The organism is Massilia rhizosphaerae (assembly GCF_016093545.1).
Taxonomy (GTDB): Bacteria; Pseudomonadota; Gammaproteobacteria; order Burkholderiales; family Burkholderiaceae_D; genus Telluria; species Telluria rhizosphaerae.
Genome location: NZ_JADKYX010000011.1, coordinates 144095 through 163917, shown reverse-complemented (window position 1 = coordinate 163917; position 19823 = coordinate 144095). Strand labels below are relative to the sequence as shown.

General features: G+C 68.1%; 20 protein-coding genes. 12 read left to right on the top strand and 8 right to left on the bottom strand.

The window, feature by feature from the left end:
- Positions 1-48: 48 nt before the first annotated feature.
- Genes ISF28_RS17320 through ISF28_RS17310 form a run of 3 tightly spaced genes read right to left on the bottom strand, consistent with a single transcriptional unit; the run spans position 49 to position 3572 of the window.
- The gene (locus ISF28_RS17320; protein ID WP_198118416.1) at positions 49-1992 is read right to left on the bottom strand and encodes a CocE/NonD family hydrolase; all 1944 of its coding nucleotides are present in this window, start codon (positions 1990-1992) and stop codon (positions 49-51) included.
- A gap of 56 nt (positions 1993-2048) precedes the next feature.
- Positions 2049-2423, bottom strand: a complete 375-nt coding sequence (locus ISF28_RS17315; protein ID WP_198118415.1) for a hypothetical protein — start codon at positions 2421-2423, stop codon at positions 2049-2051.
- A 15-nt stretch (positions 2424-2438) separates the two neighbouring features.
- Positions 2439-3572 carry a GIN domain-containing protein gene (locus ISF28_RS17310; protein ID WP_198118414.1) on the bottom strand — a complete coding sequence of 378 codons (1134 nt, stop codon included), beginning with the start codon at positions 3570-3572 and terminating at the stop codon, positions 2439-2441.
- Positions 3573-3867: 295 nt separating this feature from the next.
- Between ISF28_RS17310 and ISF28_RS17305 the strand changes: the two genes are divergently transcribed.
- The 8 genes from ISF28_RS17305 (at position 3868) to bufB (ending at position 9823) form a co-directional block, all read left to right on the top strand.
- A complete protein-coding gene (locus ISF28_RS17305) occupies positions 3868-4056 on the top strand; it encodes a hypothetical protein (RefSeq protein ID WP_229519159.1) in 189 nt (62 codons plus the stop codon).
- Positions 4053-4538 carry a hypothetical protein gene (locus ISF28_RS17300; RefSeq protein ID WP_370663456.1) on the top strand — a complete coding sequence of 162 codons (486 nt, stop codon included), beginning with the start codon at positions 4053-4055 and terminating at the stop codon, positions 4536-4538. The genes ISF28_RS17305 and ISF28_RS17300 overlap by 4 nt, the downstream gene beginning before the upstream one ends.
- Positions 4539-4547: 9 nt before the next feature.
- Positions 4548-6140 carry an ExeA family protein gene (locus ISF28_RS17295; RefSeq protein ID WP_198118413.1) on the top strand — a complete coding sequence of 531 codons (1593 nt, stop codon included), beginning with the start codon at positions 4548-4550 and terminating at the stop codon, positions 6138-6140.
- Position 6141: 1 nt separating this feature from the next.
- Positions 6142-6798, top strand: a complete 657-nt coding sequence (locus ISF28_RS17290; protein ID WP_198118412.1) for a general secretion pathway protein GspB — start codon at positions 6142-6144, stop codon at positions 6796-6798.
- Between the two features lie 19 nt (positions 6799-6817).
- Positions 6818-7318 carry a molybdopterin-guanine dinucleotide biosynthesis protein B gene (mobB, locus tag ISF28_RS17285; protein WP_198118469.1) on the top strand — a complete coding sequence of 167 codons (501 nt, stop codon included), beginning with the start codon at positions 6818-6820 and terminating at the stop codon, positions 7316-7318.
- A 111-nt stretch (positions 7319-7429) separates the two neighbouring features.
- On the top strand, positions 7430-7630 hold the full coding sequence (locus ISF28_RS17280) for a YjfB family protein (protein WP_198118411.1): 201 nt from the start codon (positions 7430-7432) through the stop codon (positions 7628-7630).
- 239 nt (positions 7631-7869) lie between these two features.
- Complete coding sequence (locus ISF28_RS17275) at positions 7870-8139, top strand: BufA1 family periplasmic bufferin-type metallophore (RefSeq protein WP_198118410.1); 270 nt, start codon at positions 7870-7872, stop codon at positions 8137-8139.
- A gap of 34 nt (positions 8140-8173) precedes the next feature.
- Positions 8174-9823, top strand: a complete 1650-nt coding sequence (bufB, locus tag ISF28_RS17270; protein ID WP_198118409.1) for an MNIO family bufferin maturase — start codon at positions 8174-8176, stop codon at positions 9821-9823.
- 46 nt (positions 9824-9869) lie between these two features.
- On the opposite strand, the gene ISF28_RS17265 is transcribed toward bufB, so the two are convergent.
- The 3 genes from ISF28_RS17265 to fumC form a co-directional block, all read right to left on the bottom strand.
- Positions 9870-10157, bottom strand: a complete 288-nt coding sequence (locus tag ISF28_RS17265; RefSeq protein WP_198118408.1) for a DUF883 domain-containing protein — start codon at positions 10155-10157, stop codon at positions 9870-9872.
- Positions 10158-10293: 136 nt separating this feature from the next.
- Positions 10294-10506, bottom strand: a complete 213-nt coding sequence (locus ISF28_RS17260) for an RNA-binding S4 domain-containing protein (protein WP_075796591.1) — start codon at positions 10504-10506, stop codon at positions 10294-10296.
- Between the two features lie 69 nt (positions 10507-10575).
- Positions 10576-11970, bottom strand: a complete 1395-nt coding sequence (fumC, locus tag ISF28_RS17255; RefSeq protein ID WP_198118407.1) for a class II fumarate hydratase — start codon at positions 11968-11970, stop codon at positions 10576-10578.
- A 59-nt stretch (positions 11971-12029) separates the two neighbouring features.
- On the opposite strand from fumC, the gene ISF28_RS17250 reads away from it, so the two are divergent.
- Positions 12030-13217, top strand: coding sequence for a type IV pilus assembly protein FimV (locus ISF28_RS17250; protein WP_198118406.1), 1188 nt, complete (start codon positions 12030-12032; stop codon positions 13215-13217).
- A gap of 394 nt (positions 13218-13611) precedes the next feature.
- Here the strand turns inward: ISF28_RS17250 and ISF28_RS17245 are convergent, their stop codons facing one another.
- Complete coding sequence (locus ISF28_RS17245; RefSeq protein WP_198118405.1) at positions 13612-13896, bottom strand: flagellar protein FliT; 285 nt, start codon at positions 13894-13896, stop codon at positions 13612-13614.
- Between the two features lie 199 nt (positions 13897-14095).
- On the opposite strand from ISF28_RS17245, the gene ISF28_RS17240 reads away from it, so the two are divergent.
- The 3 genes from ISF28_RS17240 to ISF28_RS17230 all read left to right on the top strand — a co-directional run bounded on the left by ISF28_RS17240 (position 14096) and on the right by ISF28_RS17230 (position 17262).
- Positions 14096-16174, top strand: coding sequence for a M13 family metallopeptidase (locus ISF28_RS17240; protein ID WP_198118404.1), 2079 nt, complete (start codon positions 14096-14098; stop codon positions 16172-16174).
- Positions 16175-16352: 178 nt separating this feature from the next.
- Entirely contained in the window at positions 16353-17006 is a 654-nt protein-coding gene (locus ISF28_RS17235) for a class I SAM-dependent methyltransferase (protein ID WP_198118403.1), read from the top strand.
- 76 nt (positions 17007-17082) lie between these two features.
- Positions 17083-17262, top strand: a complete 180-nt coding sequence (locus tag ISF28_RS17230) for a CsbD family protein (RefSeq protein ID WP_198118402.1) — start codon at positions 17083-17085, stop codon at positions 17260-17262.
- A 64-nt stretch (positions 17263-17326) separates the two neighbouring features.
- On the opposite strand, the gene ISF28_RS17225 is transcribed toward ISF28_RS17230, so the two are convergent.
- Positions 17327-19546, bottom strand: a complete 2220-nt coding sequence (locus tag ISF28_RS17225; protein ID WP_198118401.1) for a S9 family peptidase — start codon at positions 19544-19546, stop codon at positions 17327-17329.
- Positions 19547-19823: the final 277 nt, after the last annotated feature.

Sequence of the window (19823 nt, the reverse complement as noted above, 5' to 3'; positions counted from 1 at the left end):
AGGATTTCTTCGAAAAAATATGATTCTACAGGTTCCGCGCGCGCGCCGTCAGCGCGCGGCCCGGACGAGCGGCAATTCGATCCAGCTGCTGTGGTAGATGCGCTGCGTGGCCTTTTTGTAGTCCTCCGGCTGGGCGAAGAAGATGTTGGGCACGAAGGTCTGCGGATTGCGGTCGTACAGCGGGAACCAGCTCGACTGCACCTGCACCATGATGCGGTGGCCGGGCAGGAACACGTGGTTCGCGGTCGGCAGGCCGAAGCGGTAGTCAAGCGGCTTGTTCGGCGCCAGCGGCTTCGGCGTGGCCAGGCTCGTGCGGTAGCGGCCGCGCAAGATGTCGCCCGCGATCATCAGCTGGTAGCCGCCCATGGCCGGTTGCGATCCCACCTGGTCCGGGTACACGTCGATCAGCTTGACGACCCAGTCGGCGTCCGTGCCGCTCGTCGAGGCGACGAGGTGGGCGACGGGCTCGCCGCTGATCTTCACCGGCGCCGTCAGCACGTCGGACGTGAAGGTCGCCACGTCCGTGCGGCCGGACGCCTCGCGCTGGTCGTCGACGAGCCAGCGCGGCCACGTCTGGCCTTTCGTCTCGTCGTAGCCGTACGGCGGGATCGGGCGCTGGCGGAACGGCACGGGTTTCGCGGGATCGGACACGTATTCGTCATACCCTTTCGCGTCGGCCGCGCCGCCCAGCACCGCCTTCCGGCCGGCGGCCAGGCGCAGCACCGCGGGTTCGATGGCGCACCCGGCGTTGCAGCCGCTGGGCCACGCGGCCAGGTTGCGCCATGTGTTCGTGCCCGTCTCGAACGCGGTCACGGTGGGGATGGCGGGCACGGATGCGTCGCCCTTCAGGTAGCGCGCGAGGAACGGTTTCAGCACCTGCTGGCGCCAGTACAGCGCGGTGTCGCTGCCGAACTTCAGGGACCCGAGCGTGCTGCCGTCGCCGATGGCGCCGCCGTGCGACCACGGGCCCAGCGACAGGAACACCAGGCCGTGCGCGTCGTGCGGCTTGATCGCCTTCCACACGGCGATGGCGCCGTAGATGTCTTCCGCGTCCCACAGGCTGTGCACGAGCAGGGTCGGCACCGTGACGTCCTGGCGCGCGAGGATCTTGTCCACCGCCTGCAGGCGCCAGAAGTCGTCGTAGGCCGGGTGCGCGACGACCTTGTTCCAGAAGCCGCTCTGTTCCAGGCCCCGTTCGCGGCCCAGCGCGCCCGCCGAACCGGCCCGCATGTACATGTCGTAGTCGTCGTAGTTCGTGACGGGCCACTTGGCCGTGTTGGCGCGCGTGACGACCTGTTCGAGGATGTACGACATATTGATCTGCCGGAAGGCGCCGTTGTGGAACCAGTCGTCGCCGGTCCAGCCGTCCACCATCGGGTTCATCGGCACGGCGACCTTCAGCGCCGGATGCGGATTCACGAGCGCCATCAGCGGCAGGAAGCCGTCGTAGGAAATGCCGATGATGCCCACGCGGCCGTTCGTCTCCGGCACGTTCTTCGTCAGCCATTCGATCGTGTCCCAGGTGTCGGTCGAGTGGTCGACGGGCGTCGGGTTCAGCGGACCGTGCAGCGGGCGGTTCATCACGTAGTCGCCTTCCGAGCCGTACTTGCCGCGCACGTCCTGCACGACGCGGATATAGCCTTCCCCGGCGATGACGTCGGCCGCGTTGTCGTAGCCCGTCAGGATCGTCTCCAGGTCGGAACTGTCGGCGTGGTTCACGAGGCTGGCCGCGTCGTAGGGCGTGCGCGTGAGGAGGATCGGGGCGTCGTGCGCGCCCTTCGGCACGATGATGATGGTGTTGAGCTTCGTGCCGTCGCGCATCGGGATCATCACCGTGCGCTTGACGTAGTTGAAGCCGGCGTTGGGCGGCGTGTATTCGGCCGGGGTCTCGGAGGGCAGGGCGGGATACGTCGGCGCCGGCTGCGCGAGCGCGAGACCGGCGCAGGCCAGTGCCCCGCAAAGCGACGCGAGGCGCGCGGAAAATGACGTCATGGTGATCCTTGGCGTGTCGTGGGCGGCGCCGCTACCTTAGCACAAGGACCCCGTGTTCAGCCGTGGGCGGTGCGCGCCGCGGGACGCGGATCGGCAAGCGGGACTTCGCGCAGCGCGGCCTCGAACAGCACCACGCGGCGCGCGCGCGGCAGCCCTTCCCACCACGCGAGCGGGAACGTCAGGTGCCGGTCGGCCATGCGCACGAAGGCGTCGAAGCCGGGCTGCGTCTCGGCCAGTACGACGGCGTCCTCGAGATGCGCGGCGCGCACTTCGATGCGCAGGCCGCCGTCGTCCGCATGGGCCAGCACGCGGCTCACGTCGTCCCACGGCACGACCGTGTCCGAGGCGGAAAAGCCGTCCGCGTCCACGCGGATGGCGGGAGCGAGTGCCGGCGCGAAGCGGCGTTTCAGGCGGGCGAACACGGACGGCATGATGCGGCTCCCGTGTCAGCGCGACATGTGCGAACCGCGGCGGTCCACGAACAGCAGCTGGCCGCGGCCCGCGGTCTGCGCGTCCGCGCGGCCTGGTCCGGCGACGTGCACGGACGCGGTGCCGGGACCGTGCACGACGATGTCCGCGTGGCCCGCCGTCAGGCCGCGGCCATCGAGGCTGCCCGATCCCGCGAGCTGCGCGTCGACCTGCGCCACGTTGCCGTCGATGCGGACGTCGCCCGGACCGTTCATGCGCAGCCGCGCCGACACGGCCTGCAGGCCGTGCACGGTCAGCTCGCCCGAGCCGTCCACTTCGCCGTCGAATGTGCGCAGCGTGCCCGCGATGCAGGCATTGCCCGGCCCGCGCTGCACGGAGCGCGCGCCGCCGTCGACCTTGAGGCCGCAGCCTTCGAAGTCGCCCGAGCCCGACATCTCCAGGTCCAGCTCGCGGCTGGTGCCGGACAGCTTGACGTCCCCCGGACCGCGCATGCGCGCCGTCACCTTGGCCGTGCGCAGGCCGTCCGCCACCAGGTCGCCGGAGCCGCCCTGCTGCACGGCCAGGGCATTGCCGACGTCGGCCAGTTGGACGTCGCCCGGGCCGTTCAACGCGAGATCGACGTCGGCCGCTTTCAGGCGACGCAGGTCCAGGTCGCCGCTGCCGCTGCTCGTGACGGTCAGCTGGCGCACGGCGCCGCCCGCATGGATGTCGCCGGGGCCGTTGCCGGCCAGCGTGAAGCGGTCGCCGTCGATGTGGTCGATGTCGACGTCGCCGCTGCCGGCCACCGTCAGGCGCTTGAGGGCGCCGGCACCGATGCGCACGGTGACCGTCTCGCGGCGCTTGCCGAAATTGAAGAAGAAGCCATGCCGAGGCACGGGACGCACGACGAGCGTGTCGCCCTGCACGACGGTCTCGACCTCGGCGAGCTGCTTGCGTTCGCCCGTCAATTCGAGCGCCGGCTTGGCCTGCGCGTCGATGACGACGTGGTAGGGGCCCGCCAGCTCGATCGCGGAAAATGCCGTGACGGGACGCTGTTCGGTGGCGGCGCCGGCGGGCGCATCCTGCGGCCGGGCGGACGAGGCGGACATCGTGGCGATGGCGCCGGCCGCGAGCGCGGCGGCGAGGACGGTGAGTTTCCTGGTGTCGTTCATGGTGGTGTCGTGGTCGTGCGGCGGCGTCGGGAGTCTGGACGATACGACAAGCCAGCGCCCGGCGCAGCCGCCTTTCGACGAATGCGCGAAAACGGGGGACAGGCCGCGCAAAACCGGGGATGGACGGCCGCGGAAAACCATGACAGTTTGTCCACGAAGGCGCCCGCGAATGTGGCTCGAGCGCAACGACGGTGCCCGCCGGCCCTGACGAGCACCCCATCCCGACGCACGGCTGCGACCCGGCCGTGGTAGGAACGGAGGCCGAATGTCATAATGGGTGCACGTCAAGGAGATCATGGTGATTCGCTACATGGGGACCCGCAAGAATGCGGAAGGTGCCTCCGTTTATGTATTCATCGTCAACGGCCTGGAAAAGGAAGTGCGCGAGCACGCGCTCAAGCAGCATCCGGGCTGTTACGAAGCGCTGCCGGCCTCGGTGAAGGCGAAGATCGCCGCCAACCGCGCCTGGCTGTCCAAGCTGTGACCGCGTTGCGCCGCTGGGCGATGCTGCTGGCGGTCGTGTTCGCGGGGACGGCGCACGGACAGACGCAGGACAAGCAGCCGTCCACGTTCGCCCCCGTCATCGGCGCGGCGCTGCTGTGTCACGACCATCTCGACAACGCGTATTTCTATTCCTGGCTCCAGACCCATTTCGGCCCCGCCTACAAGCACGAAGGCGGCGCGTACTGGTTCCGCACGGGCGAGACGACCCTGTGGGGCGCGCCCGTGACGGAAGTCATGGTCAGCGACGACACGAGCGAATGGGTGTTCGTGGGCGCCGTCGCGGAAGTGCCGCCGGACGAACTGGAACAGGACATCCGCAAGGCGGCCGGCGTGCGCCACCTGGCGGCCGACACGTCGCCTTACCCTTTGCGCGTATCCATCCCCGGCAGCACGATCGCTTACTACAATGCCAAAAGCAAAATATACTGCGCGAAGTTCAAACCGCTGCCGCCGCGCCGGTAAGCCTTGGGTATGTACACAAATTACTTTCATCTGAAGCAGGCGCCGTTCTCGATCGCGCCCGACCCGCGTTACCTGTTCATGAGCGAACGCCACCGCGAGGCGCTCGCGCACCTGCTGTACGGGATAGGCAGCGGCGGCGGCTTCGTGCTGCTCACCGGCGAGATCGGCGCCGGCAAGACGACCGTGTGCCGCTGCTTCATCGAGCAGGTGCCGGACGACTGCCGCCTGGCCTATATCTTCAATCCCAAGCTGACGGTCGAAGAGCTGCTGCAGACGATCTGCGACGAATTCCGCATCGACGTCCCGTCCGGGGCTGGCGCGAAAGCCGGGGTGAAGTCCTTCATCGATGCGATCAACGCCTATCTGCTCGAAAGCCATGCGCGCAGCCATAACAACGTGCTGGTGATCGACGAGGCGCAGAACCTGTCGGCCCAGGTGCTGGAGCAGTTGCGGCTGCTGACGAACCTCGAGACGAGCGAGCGCAAGCTGCTGCAGATCATCCTCATCGGCCAGCCGGAACTGCGCACGATGCTCGCACGGCCGGAGCTGGAGCAGCTGGCCCAGCGCGTGATCGCCCGCTACCACCTGGGACCCTTGTCCGCCGCGGAGACGGGCGCATACGTGGCGCACCGGCTGGCCGTCGCGGGCGAGCAGGGCGCGGCGCCGGTGCCGGCCGCGCTGGCGCCGCTGATCCACCGCCTGACGGACGGCGTGCCGCGCCGGATCAACCTGTTGTGCGACCGCGCGCTGCTCGGCGCCTACGTCGAGAACAGCCGCGAAGTGACGCCCAAGATCCTGCGCCGCGCGGCCCGCGAGGTCTTCGTCGGCGACGGGTCCGCAGCAGCCGCGGCGCCGCGCGTGGCGCGGCGCTGGCCGCTCGTGGCCGGCAGCGTGCTGGCTTGTGCCGCCATCAGCGCGGCCGCCTGGCAGGCCGTGCCGCACACGCCGGCGCCCCTGCCCGTGAAGGCGCGGGCGGCCGCGCCGGCGCATGCGGCCGCCGCGACGGCCAAACCGCTGGCGCTGTCCACGCAGAACGACGCGCTGCGCGAACTGGGCGCGCTGTGGGGCCGGCAACTGCCCGCCACCGCGCCGTGCGACGGCGCGCCGCGCCTCGGCCTGCGCTGCTACCAGGGCCGCGGCGGCCTGTACGAACTGCGCCTGCTCGACCGGCCGGCCATCGTCGCGCTGCACGACGGCGCCAGGGTCGGCTACGCCGTGCTGACCGGCCTGGACGACGACAGCGCCACGCTCACCATCGACGGCCGGCGCCACACCGTGAATCTCGCGCTGCTGGCGACCCGCATCGACGGCGAATACACGACGTTGTGGAAGGTGCCGCGCGGTTTCCGCGACCAGGTCGGGCCCGGCGACAGCGGACCGGACGTCGACTGGATCGCCGCCCGCCTGGCGGAGCTGGGCGGCAAGCACGCGGCGCCGCCGCGCGGCCAGGTCCTGGACGAACCGACGCGCCGCCTGCTGCGCGCCTTCCAGCTGAAGCAGAACCTCAAGGCGGACGGCCTGGCCGGTCCGCGCACCTATATGCGCCTGAACCAGCTCGCCGGCGTCGACGAGCCGCACCTGCTGGCGGCCACGGGAAAGTGATATGTCCTACATCCTCGAAGCGTTGAAGAAGGCCCAGGCCGAACGCCAGCTCGGCAGCGCGCCGACGATCCACGCGCCGCAGGCCGTGCCCACGGCGCCGGCCGGGATGGCGGCGAACCGCAGGCCGCTGCTCGTCGGCCTCGGCGCCGGCGCCGCCGTCGTGGCGGCGGGCGCGCTGTTCATGTGGCGCCAGGCGCCCGTGCCTGTGCCCGCGCCGGCGCCGGAGCAGCCCGCGCCGCAAACGCTGGCCATTACCGCGCCGCCCGCGCCGCCGCCCGCGCCCGAGCGCGCGCCCGAACCCGTGCACGCGCGCGTGGCCGCCCGTCAGGCGCCGCCCCGGCCGGTTCCGGCGGCACCGGCCGCTCCGGCGCCGGCCGCATCCGCGCCGGCCGCACCCGCGCCGGTCACCGCCAAATCGGCGCCGGAGGACAGCCTGCCTTTCCTGCAACAGTTGCCGGAGGCCCGCCGGCGCGACATCCCGCACGTGACGTTCGGCGGCTATATGTATTCGTCGAATCCATCCGACCGCCTGCTGATCGTCGACAAGGCCCTGCGCCACGAAGGCGAGGAGGTGGCGCCCGGCCTCGTGCTGGAAAAGCTGCTGCCCAAGGCCGCCGTCATGAATTACCGCGGGACCCGCTTCCGTGTCCCGTATTGATCCCGCCCGCGGCCCCGTGATGGGCGTCGTCGGCTGGTCCGGCTGCGGCAAGACGACGCTGCTGGAATACGTCGTGGGCCGGCTGGCGGCGTCCGGGCTGCGCGTCAACGTCGTCAAGCACAGCCACCACGACGTGCTGCTGGAGCCGCCGCACAAGGACAGCGCCCGCATGCGCGCGGCCGGCGCGGCCGAGGTGATGATCGCGTCGCCGTACCGCGTGGCCATCATGCGCGAACTGCGCGGGGCGGCCGAACCGTCGCTGGCCGACCATCTGGCGCGCCTGGCCCCGGCCGACCTGACGCTGGTGGAAGGCTATAAATGGGAAGCCTTGCCCAAGCTGGAGGTGTACCGGCCGGAAGTGGGCAAGCCGCCGCTGTTCCCGGGCGATCCCCACGTCGTGGCCGTCGCGTCCAGCATGGCGCGGCCGGACGGGCTGGCGCCGCACGTGGCATGGATCGATTTGCTCGACCCCGATGCCGTGCTGACCTGGATCAGAAATTTTAATCGCCTGCCGGCCTAAAGTCCGGCCGCGTTCTGCCGTTAAAGGAGATGACCGGCCGTGCGGGCGAACCCCGCGCGCCGGCCGGCCCGTCGACCTGTCGACCCGTGGACCCATCACCAGGAGCGCATCATGGACGCCTTAGGTATCGCCAAGCTTGCCACCAGCATCGCCGACACCGGCACCCGCCAGGACGTCGCCGTCGCCGTGCTGAAGAAGTCGCAGGACATCCAGGCCGCGCAAGCCACCCAGATGCTGGAAGCCGTGCAGGCGGCCGCGCCGTCGCCGAACCTGCCGTCGCACCTGGGCAACCACATCAACACGACGGCCTGAATCCGCGCCCGCGTCAACGGAATTGCCGCGCCCCGCGTTATCCGCCCAGTACCTGGCGCGACGGGGGCGGCCACACAAACCATTCCGCTCAGCCGCCACCAACGGGCTGCGCAGCCGGCACCGGCGTCCGCGCAGCAGACAACGGCCGCCCCCGCCCGCGTACTTTCCCCTCATGACACGCTTCCCGCGATAAAATGCTTGCCGCGGTGCAGGTACGCACCGGTATTTGGAGATCCCCGATGAACAAACGACAAGCCCTCATCGCCGCCGCGCTCGCGAGCGTCTGCGCCGCCCAGGCGACGGCCGCCGGCCAGGCGGATGCCCAGGCCGACAACCAGGAAAAATGCTACGGCATCGCCAAGGCCGGCCAGAACGACTGCGGCTCGGCCGCCCACGGCTGCGCCGGCCTGGCCGCGGCCGACAAGGATCCGGGCGAGTGGAAATACGTCCCCAAGGGCACCTGCGAAAAAGCGGGCGGCAAGCTCGTTCCGCCCAAGCAGGACAAGTAAGCGCCATCGATAAGCGCCATCGATAAGCGCCATCATGGCCGCCGCTGACCGGCCCGCGCACGGCGCCGGCATCGGCCTGCGGGCGCCCCATTACCGCGCATTCCTCGACCGCAAGCCCGGCGTCGGCTGGGTCGAGGTCCACACGGAAAACTTTCTTGTGCGCGCGGGCTGGGACTGGCACGTGTTGCGCGCGGTCAGGTGCGACTATCCCGTCAGCCTGCACGGCGTCGGCCTCGGCCTCGGTTCCGTGCATGGTTTTTCCGACGGGCACCTCGACCGCGTCGCCGCGCTCGTGCGGGCGATCGAGCCGGCCCTCGTGTCCGAACACCTCAGCTGGGGCGCGCTGCGCGACCGCCAGCTGAACGATTTGCTGCCCGTCCAGCTTGACCAGGCGGCACTCGGCCTCGTCGCCGCGCGCGTCCAGCGCGTGCAGGAGCGGCTCGGGCGCGCCATCCTCGTCGAAAACGTCTCCACCTATGTGCGCTTCGCGGGCGACGCGATGAGCGAAGCCGAATTCCTCGCCGAACTCGCGCGCCGCACCGGCTGCGGCGTGCTGCTGGACGTGAACAACCTGTACGTCAACGCGCACAACCACGGCGAGGATCCGCATGCGGCCATCGCCGCGCTGCCGCCGGGCGCCGTGGGCGAGATCCACCTGGGCGGCCACCTCGTCACCGACGACTGCCTCATCGACCATCACGGCGCTGCCGTCGCGCCGCCCGTGTGGGATCTGTATCGCGCGGCGCTGGCGCGTTTCGGCGCCGTGCCCACGCTCGTCGAGTGGGATACGGACCTGCCCGCGCTCGACGTGCTGCTGGACGAGGCGGCGCGGGCCGACCGCATCGCGGCCGAAGCGAGGCCGGCCGTGTTCCTTCCCGCAGTCGCCGCGCCCATCGATCGGGCACCGGCGCCGGGCCTGGACGCCGTCCAGCAAGCGTTCGGCGCCGCGCTGTTCGAGCGCACGCGCGACGCCGCGCTGGCGCCGCTGCTGAAGGGCGATCCGCGCAGGTTCGGCATCTATCGCGGCAACCTGGCGGCGCACTGGAGCCGCGCCTTGTCGTCCGCGTATCCCGTGCTGCGCCGGCTCGTGGGCGACGATTTCTTCGACGCGCTGGCCGGCGTCTATGGCCGCGCGCATCCGGCGCTCGACCCGGACCTGAACCGCTTCGGCGCCGCGCTGCCGGCGTTCCTCGCCGGCTTCGCGCCGGCCGCCGGCCATCCGTACCTGCCCGACGTCGCGCGCCTCGAATGGGCCGTGCACGAGGCGTGGTTCGCGCCGGATGCGGACGGTCCGCCTGCGACCCTGGCCGGCCTCGCGCCGGACGCGTTCGAGACGGCGCGCGCCGTGCTGCATCCGGCGCTGCGGCTGCATGCGTCGCCCTGGGCCACGGCGGCGCTGTGGCATGCGCACCAGGACGGCGGCCCGGACTTTCCCGACGCGCTGCGGGCCGCTACGCACGCGCTCGTGCTGCGTCCCCGTTTCGACGTGCGAGTCGATGCCGTCGGCGCGGCGGACTATGCGGCGCTGGCGTGCCTGGCGCGCGGCGGCACGTTCGGCGCCGCGCTCGACGCGGCCTTCGATGTGGACGGGGATTTCGACGTGGCCGCGCACCTGCGGCGCTGGCTCGAGGGCCGCATCGTGACGGCGATCGTAACGGAAACGGAGCGTGAAGGAGGCGGGTGAGGCGGAAGGGCGGGAACGCGGCGCCGGAGGAGGTGGCGCCGCGCTGTCAGTGGTAGAAGGCGCGCAGGATGCGTGCTTCCCCGGTCGTGTCGTGGTGCAGTTCGTTCGCCGCACGCGTCGCTTCCATCATCCGGTTCAGCTGTTCCTCCTCGAAGCGGGCCAGTTCCTCGTTGGCAGCGTTGAGCGCCACCGCCAGCTTGGCGCGGGCGTTCTGGTACACGACACCGGTGTAGTGATCGGTATTCTTGAGCAATTCTTCCGCGTTTTCGATGACGAGACGCAGGTCGCCGATCAAGCGCTGCTGCGTCATGGAGCTTGGTTCTGGGGTTTCCATCGTCCTCACCTTTAGCCGAATGTTACGACTTCAATATAGAGAAGGAGGACTGCCCAAGTTTGTCAGCGCGCAAACGTCAACCCCTACCGTCGGGGACGGCTCGCCCCGTGCGACTCCGGGGCGCGCGCGATGCGCCTCAGCGCACGTCGATGCGGATATCCCCCAGCGTCACCACCTGGCCAGCACGGATCTTGGCCGTCTTGCGCAGTTCCTTCTTGCCATCGACCGACACGTCGCCGCTCGCCACCACGTGCTTGCCGGCGCCGCCGCTGTCCACCACGCCGACCAGCTTGAGCAGCTGGTTCAGCTCGATGAACTCCGATGTCAGTTCAAAAGTTGTCGTTTGCATTCTATCCTCGGTTAAAAAACGGTGTCGTACTGTTGTGTTCGTTTAGACAACACCGTGACGGTGCTGCGCTCAGTCCGGATGCGGCCGCGTCATCTCGATCGGCACGATCCACTGGTCGAACTGCGCCGCGTCGACGAAACCCGACTGCAGCGCCGCCTGGCGCAAGGTCAGGCCGTCGTGCTGGGCCGTCTTGGCGATCTGCGCGGCGCGATCATACCCGATGTGCGGCGCCAGCGCGGTCACCAGCATCAGCGACTGCTCCATCAGCTCGCCGATGCGCTTGCGGTTCGGTTCGATGCCTCTGGCGCAATGCTCGTCGAATGAACGCATGCCGTCGGCCAGCAGGCGCGCGCTCTGCAGGAAGTTGTGGGCGATCATCGGCTTGAACACGTTCAGCTCGAAGTTGCCCTGCGAACCACCCACCGTGATCGCGACGTCGTTGCCGAACACCTGGCAGCACAGCATCGTCAGCGCCTCGCACTGCGTCGGGTTCACCTTGCCCGGCATGATCGAGCTGCCCGGCTCGTTTTCCGGTATGGTGATCTCGCCCAGGCCGGAACGGGGGCCGGACGCCATCCAGCGCACGTCGTTGGCGATCTTCATGAGGGCCGTGGCCAGCGTCTTGAAGGCGCCGTGCGCCAGCACCATCGCGTCGTGGCCGGCCAGCGCCATGAATTTGTTCGGCGCCGACTTGAATTGCAGGCCGGTGCGCGACCCGATCTCGGCCGCGATGCGGTTGGCGAATTCCGGATGCGCGTTCAGGCCCGTGCCCACCGCCGTGCCGCCGGCGGCCAGCAGCAGCAGGCCGGGGAGGGTGTTCTTGAGCGCGTGTTCGGCGAATTCGAGCTGCGCCACGTAGCCGGAAAACTCCTGGCCGAGCGTGAGCGGCGTCGCATCCTGCAGGTGGGTGCGGCCGATCTTGACGATGTCGGCGAAGTCGCGCGCCTTCACCTCCAGCGTGCCGCGCAGCTTCGCGAGCGCCGGCACGACGTCCTTGGCGACGGCCTGCGCGGCCGCCACGTGCATCGCGGTGGGGAACATGTCGTTCGACGACTGCCCCATGTTGACGTGGTCGTTCGGGTGCAGCAGCCGCGCCTCGCCGCGCTCGCCGCCGAGCAATTCCGACGCGCGGTTGGCCAGCACCTCGTTCATGTTCATATTGCTCTGGGTGCCGGAACCCGTCTGCCAGACGGACAGCGGGAATTCGGACGGATGGCGGCCCTCCAGCACTTCGTCGGCGGCGCGGATGATGGCGTCGGCCTTGTCCTGCGGCAGCTTGCCGAGCGAGCGGTTGACGGCGGCGGCCGCGCGCTTCACCTGCGCCAGCGCGGCGACCAGTTCGGACGGCATCTTTTCGCTGGAAATGTGGAAGTGATGCAGCGAGCGCTGGGTCTGCGCGCCCCACAGATGGTCGTTCGGCACGTCGATCGGGCCGAAGCTGTCCTTTTCAATCCGGTTTTCCATGGAAGCGTCCTGTTGGTTTGACAATGGAATTAAAGAGTGTACCGCAACGGCCGTTAACGATGCAGAAGCCCCCATTTATCCTCGTCATGGCCCGCCGTCCCCGCCTTTTCCTCTTCAGCCTCGCATTCGCCGCGCTCGGTTTTGCCCATGGCGCCGAGCTGGGCGATCCGCGCGTGGTGTCCCACATCGGGCAGCCGCTCGTGGCCGACATCGAATTGACGATGCTCGACGACGCCGCCACCCCGGTGCAGGTGCGCGTGGCCAGCCCGGAGGTCTACAACGGCGCCGGCATCGCCGTGCCGCCCGTGTTGTCGACGCTGCATTTGTCCGTGATGCGGCGCGACGGCCGCCAGTTCCTGCACGTGACGTCGCCGCGCGCCGTCGATGCCGACCACGTGCACCTGTACCTGGAACTCGTCGACAAGGGCCAGCGCGCCGTGCGCCTGGCCACGCTGTGGCTGACGCCCGATCCGAATCCGGCGCCGGCGCCCGCGCCCGCGCGCGAGCCCGGTCCCGTCGTCGTTCCCTCGGCCGGGTCCGTGCCGGCCCGCGTCCCTGTGCCCGCGTCCGTGACCGACGCGGCGCTGCTGGCCCAGGTGGAACGGGCGCGGGCCGCGGCGCCGCCGCTGCCCGTGCACATGCACGCGCGCGTGCCGGTACGGCGGCCGCGTCCGGCGCCCGTCGCCAAGGCGCCGGCGCTGCCGGTGGCGCACCCGGACGTCCATCCGCGGGCCTGCGCGATCCCGGCCGGCGAGGCCCAGGCTTGCGCGGTGCTCGGCGCGAAGAACGACGAATTGCGCGCCCGGCTCGGCCAGGTCGAGGACCGGATGAAGAAGCTGCAGGTGTCGCTGGGCGCCCCCGTTGCCGCCCAGCCGCCCGTAGCACCGGACGCGGCCGCGCCGGCCGCCGCCGCTGCCATCGCCGTGCCGCCGCCGAAGCCCGTCAAGCCGGCCGGCCCGCGTCCGATCCACTCGATCAAGCCGCTCCTGCCGCACAAGCCGCCGCCACCGCCGGACGACGGCTTGCCGTGGGGCTGGATCGGCGCCGCCATCGGCGTGCTGGCGCTGGGCGGCGCGGGAGCGGCCGTCGTCGTGCGCCGGCGCAGGGCGGGCGGCGCGGCCGCCGAGACGTCCGACGCAACGGCGCCCGACGCAGCGGCGCCCGCATTGTTCGACAAGCTCAAGGCGCGCTTCGCGTCGCGCACCCGGGCGCCGCGGGACGAGGGCGCCGAGCCGACGATCGACTAGTGCCGGGCCCGTGTTCAAAATCTTGGCACGGTCGTCTACACAAGTCCGTTTTTTGCGTTATACTGCGTTTCGATGATGTTTTGATCACGGATCAAGAGATCACAAAACGGCTCAGGGTCCGCCGCAGCCACCACCGATTGTGTGGCGCGGGGTTGGGCGGTCGCTGATGAAGCGCCTGAACCCGGAAGCGGTTCGCCTGCCGACAGTGGCAGGTGGACGCCGGAGGCAACCGGCAAGAGGCGACGCCAGGGGATGCCTGGTGCTCGCTCTCCCCAATTCTGGAACCCGCGCAGCCGACCGACGTCGCTGCGCGGGTTTTTTTATTCGGAAAGCAAAAATTAAAACGCCCCTGGGACGGCAAGTCCAAGGGGCGGGTAATTTCGCTTTGGGAAGATCAGTGGGCGGGGCTCAGGGCGCGGTCCAGTTGGCCCATCCAGGGTTCGGTGATGTCGCGCACGGCGCGGTCGTTTGCCATGATCTGCTTGAGCAGGTCGATCTTGCGCTTGCGCTCCACGCCGGCCAGCGGGGGCACGCCGCTTTTCGCCGCGCTGGCCTGCAGGGCGCACTGCGTTTCCAGGCGGGCGAGGCCGTCCCAATCCCCTTCGCGCGCGGCCACGGTCATGCGGCTGCTCAGGGCGGCGATGTTTTCATACATTGCGAGGACTTCGTTGGACGTCATGACTGCGCTCCACCATTGCGGCAAACACCGGCCGGATTACCGGTTGTCTGCCTTTTACGGCAGCGTTTTGGAGAACTTTAGGGTTCTCGAAAGATTTTTTTGAAATTTTTTTTGGCATGCCGCGTTATAGTGCTCGCGGCGCGCGCCGGATCGCCAGCGCGCGGCAACGAGATCAATGAACTCTAGAAAAAGGGACAACATGACTATTAGCTGGACGCCGATCAAGACCGCCATCACGCTGATGATGTGCGGCGCCGCGCTCGTTACCACGGGCGCGGGTGCATCCGGGCAGACCCCGCCCGCGGCCGCCACGGCCGGGACAACCGCCGGGACCGCCCAAGCCGCCCTGCGGCCGGGCGACGATTTCTTTGCCTGGGTCAACAAGGACTGGCTTGCCAAAACCACCATCCCCGAGGACCGCAGCCGCTGGGGCGCGATGGACAATCTGGCGGAAGACACCAACCAGCGCATCGTCAAGCTGATCGACGGCGTGAGCGAGGACAAGAAGGCCGCACCGGACGCCCGCAAGGTCGCCGACTACTTCAACGCCTACATGGACGAAGCCGCGATCGAGGCGCGCGGCGCGGCCCCTTTGACGCCGGAGTTGGCGCAGATCGCCGCCATCAAGGACAAGGCCGACCTGGTGCGCGCGCTGGGCGCGTCGATCCGGGCGGACGTCGACCCGCTGAACAATACCCACTTTGCCACCGAGCACATCTTCGGCGTGTGGGTGGCGCCCGGCCTGCACGACCCGGCGCACAACTGGCCTTATCTGCTGCAGGGCGGCCTGGGCATGCCGGACCGCGCGTATTATCTGGAAAACAACGAACGCATGGCTGGCCTGCGCACGCAGTACCAGAAGCACATCGCCGCGATGCTGAAACTCGCCGGCTACGCCGCCACGGATGCGGACGCCGACGCGCGCGCCGCGAAGATCTTCGCGCTCGAAGTCGACATCGCCAACACCCACGGCACCCGCGCCGATTCGGCCGACGTGCTGAAAGCCGACAATACGTGGACGCGCAAGGATTTCGCCGCCAACGCGCCCGGCATCGACTGGGACGCGTTCTTCAAGGCCGCGCATCTGGGCGACCAGGACAAGTTCACCGTCTGGCACCCGTCCGCCGTGAAGGGCGAGGCGGCCCTCGTCGCCAAGGCCGACCTGGCCACGTGGAAGGATTATCTTGCCTTCCACGCCATCAACCACATGGCGAACGTGCTGCCGAAGGCCTTCGTCGACCAGCATTTCGCGTTCTACGGCAAGGCGCTGTCCGGCACGCCGCAGCTGCCCGCACGGTGGAAGCGGGCGCTGGGCGCCACGAACGGTGCAATGGACGAGGCCGTCGGCAAGCTCTATGTCGCCAAGTACTTCCCGGCCGAGAACAAGGCGCAGCTGCAGCGGATGGTCGCCAACATCGTGGCGGCGTTCGGCAAGCGCATCGACAAGCTCGACTGGATGGCGCCGGCCACCCGCGCCCAGGCCAAGGAAAAGCTCAAGACCTTGTACGTGGGCGTCGGCTATCCGGACAAGTGGAAATCGTACGCCGGCCTGAAAGTCGAGCCGAAGGATGCGTTCGGCAATGCGCTGCGCGCCGAGGCCTTCCACACGGACCAGGAACTGGCGAAGCTGCACGCGAAGCCGGACCGCACGGCATGGTCGATGCCGCCGCAGCTCGTGAATGCCGTCAACCTGCCGCTGCAGAACGCGCTGAACTTCCCGGCCGCGATCCTGCAACCGCCGTTCTTCGATCCGAAGGCGCCGGATGCGGTCAACTACGGCGCGATCGGCGCCATCATCGGCCACGAGATCAGCCACAGCTTCGACGACCAGGGCTCCCAGTTCGATGCCCAGGGCCGCCTGCGCGATTGGTGGACGAAGCAGGACATGGAGCATTTCAAGGCCGCGTCGCACAAGCTCGTCGAGCAGTACAACGCGTATAAACCGTACCCGGACCTCGCCGTGAACGGCCAGTTGACCTTGTCCGAAAACCTGGCCGACCTGGCCGGCCTGGAAGCGTCGTACGATGCCTACCACGCCGCCGCCGGCAAGAATGCGACGGCAGAGACCGACCGCCAGTTCTTCATCGGCTATGCGCAGAGCTGGCGCACCAAGTCGCGCGAGGCGGCCGAGCGGCGCGGCATCCTGACGGACGGCCACGCCCCGCCGCGCTACCGCACGGCCACCGTGCGCAACCTGGACGCGTGGTACAAGGCGTTCGACGTGCAGCCGGGCCAGGCGCTGTACCTGCCGCCGGACCAGCGCGTGCGCGTCTGGTAAGCGCATGCTGACGGGACGAGTCATGTCCCGTGGGTAAGCTGCGCCGGCCCGAAAGATGCCCGGACTAGAATGGGCCGGGTATCTTTCATCGTGCTTATTGCTCATGAAGCAGCTTATTAAACAGCAATATCTCGACGTCAATCGGCGCATCGTTCACCCTCCACACTTCCTTCCCGACATGATCGATGACGACGATTACGCAGACATCACCCGTCGCACGCTGCACCATTACGACGACAATGCGCGCCGGTTCTTTGCCGGCACGATAGACCACGACGTCAGCCAGAACATCGACGCCTTGCTGGCGGCGATCGAGGCGCCGGCTCCGTACACGATCCTCGACTTCGGCTGCGGGCCCGGGCGCGACCTGAAGACGTTCGCGGCGCTGGGCCACCGCGCGATCGGGCTGGACGGCAGCGCGCAATTCGTCGAGATGGCGCACGCGTTCAGCGGCTGCGACGTGTGGCACCAGAACTTCATCGACCTGCACTTGCCGGACGCGACGTTCGACGGCGTGTTCGCGAACGCGTCGCTGTTCCACGTGCCGCGCGATCTGTTGCCGAAAGTGCTCGGCGAGCTGTACGCGACCCTGAAACCGGGCGGCGTGCTGTTCAGCTCGAATCCGCGCGGCCATAACGAAGAAGGGTGGAACGGCCCGCGCTACGGCTGCTTCCACGACTATCCGGCGTGGGAGCGTTACGTCGTCGCGGCCGGTTTTATGCCGCTGCGCCACTATTACCGGCCGGAAGGATTGCCGCGCGAACAGCAGCCCTGGCTGGCCAGTGTGTGGCGCAAGCCGAGTGGATCGTTTGTTAGTTTGCGTACAGAATGAAGATCCGCATCCACCTATCCTGATTGCATCCCGCTTGCATCGGTAAGCGGTCACAAACTCGAAGGAGGATTCCGACATGAACGACGACCAAATCAAAGGCAAGGCCAAGGACATCGGCGGCAAGGTTCAGGAGGAAGTCGGCAAGGCTGTCGGCAGCAGCGAACAGCAGGCCAAGGGCTTGGGCAAGCAGGTCGAAGGCAAGGTGCAGGAAAAGGCCGGCGACCTGCGTGACGCCATCGACAAGGGCAATCGCTGATCCAGCGATTCGCACTTGAAAAAACGGCCGCATCGCGCGGCCGTTTTTGTTTGCAAGACGTCGTTCAATTCGGCACGGTTCCGCCGAGATGCTTCTTGAAGAACGCCTCGATCAAGCCGTACACGTGCCGTTGTTGCGCGCGCGACGAAAGGCCGTGCTTGGCACCCGGATACGTCATCAGCTCGAACTGCACGTCGCGGTTGACGAGCGCGTCGATGAGGCGCGTCGTGTTGGTGAACAGCACGTTGTCGTCGGCCATGCCGTGCACCAGCAGCAGCGGCGATTTCAGGCCGTCCAGGTGTGCGAACACCCCGCTGCGCTCGTACGCGGCCGGATCCGACTGCGGCGTCGCGCCCACGAATTGCTCCGTGTAGTGGGTGTCGTACAGCGACCAGTCCGTCACCGGCGCCACCGCCACGCCCATCGCGATCTTGTCCGAGCCAGCCTCCAGCAGGCGCAAGGTCATGAAGCCGCCATAGCTCCAGCCGAACACGCCCACGCGCTTGGGATCGACGAAGCTTTGCTTGGCGAGCCAGTCGATGCCCGTCAGCTGGTCCTCGACTTCGTGCGCGCCGAGGTTGCCGTAGATGACGTCGGTGAACGCGCGCTCGCGGCGCGACGAACCGCGGTTGTCCAGCACGAACACGACGAAGCCCTGCTGCGCCATGTACTGGTTGAACAGGCTGCCCCACTGGCGCGTGACGCGCTGCGAATGCGGCCCGCCGTACGTGAACAGGAAGACCGGATAGCGCTTGGCGGGATCGAAGCCGGCCGGCTTGATCATCGAGTAGTACAGCGTCTGGCCATCGTGCGCCTGGATGGTGCCGAATTCCGTCGGCAGATGATTCGGCACGTATTTCGCGTACGGGTGCGTCGCGTTCAACTCGTTATGGTCGAGCCACTCGACCATGGCGCCGTCGGCGCGATGGATCGATATTTGCGGCGGAGTGTCCGGGTCGGAGAACGTGTCGACGAAAATCTTGCCGTTGTGGGCGAACACGTCCTCGTGCCAGCCGTCCTGCTTGGTCAGGCGCATCGGCTTGCCCGCATTGCTGCCGTCCAGGTTCAGCACATAGACCTGCTTGTCGATGACGGCGTCCTTGTTCGATGCGATATAGACCTTGCCGGCCTGCTCGTCGACGGCGAGGATGTTGTCGACGCCCCATTCGCCGCTCGAAATCGGATGCAGCAGCTTGCCGGACATATCGTACAGGTACAAGTGCTTGCGTCCCGTGCGCTCGGACGCCCAGATGAATGCCTTGCGGCGGCCGAGGAAGCGCAGGTCGTCGTGGAGGCTGACCCAGGTCTTCGACGTCTCGGTCAGCAGCGGATGCTCGGCCAGGGTCGCGGCGTCGACGGCGACGAGGTCCAGGCGTTTCTGGTCGCGCGACTGGCGCTGGTACACGAGGGTCTTGCCGTCTGCGCTCCAGTCGGCGCGCACGAGGTAGATGTCCTTGTCCGGGCCGAGGTCGACCGTCTTCTGCGCGCCCGTCGCCGGGTCCACGATCATCAGGTCGATCAGCACGTTGTTCGCGCCCGCGGCCGGGTAGCGCTGGTCGATGACTTCCGTGCGGTCGGCGAAGATCTCGAAGCGGCGCGCGACGGGCACCTGCGCCTCGTCGTAGTGGCGGTAGGCGATGGCGGAATCGTCCGGCGCCCAGTAATACCCGGTGTGCTGGTCCATCTCTTCCTGCGCGACGAATTCCGCTTCGCCATTGTGCACGGTGCCTTTACCGTCCATCGTCAGCTGGCGCTCCCGGCCCGTCGCCAGGTCGATGACGAACAGGTTCTGGTCGCGCACGTACGACACGTAGTGGCCTTTCGGCGAGATCTTCGGATCGAGCACGTTGCCCGATGCAACCTTGCGCGCGGCGTCCGGCCGGTTCACGTCGACGAGGTACAGGTCGCCCGCGATCGGGACCAGCAGCCGCTTGCCGTCGGGCGACCAGCTGTAGCTCAGGATCCCGGACAGGCTGGCCGTGCGGGCGCGCTCGCGCCGGGCCTTCTCTTCCAGCGACAGGTGCTCGTTCGGGACCAATTGCTTGGAGTCGACCAGGCGGCGCATGGTCTTGTCCTTCATATTGAACTCCCACAGGTCCAGCTGGAACTGGTTGTCGGTGCGTCCGCGCAGGAAGGTCACGTGCTCGCCGTCGGGCGAAACGCTCAGGCTGCGGACGCCAGGACCGGACAACGCCGGGTCGGCGTGGATGCGGTCCAGCGTCAGCCGTTCCGCCGATGCGGGAACGGCCGACAATGCGGCTAAAAGGCAGAGAAGATGGCGCATGGGCTCTTGGGTAAAGAATAGAAATTAATGAGGTGCAACGGCGGAACGATACCAGAGTCATTGCCGGCACGCTGCAAATACAGCCGCAGGATGATGGATGAACTGTAATGTTTGCTTACGCTGCGATGCACTATGATCGTTTCGTCGGCCCCCAATGCCGACAAATAGGATGAAACTCTCTCCTAGGGTTACGCCGATGGATTCCCCGTCCATCGGCTTTTTTTTCGCCCAAAATTCGGGGTCAGAGCGCAAATTCGGGGTCAGAGCGAATTTCCGA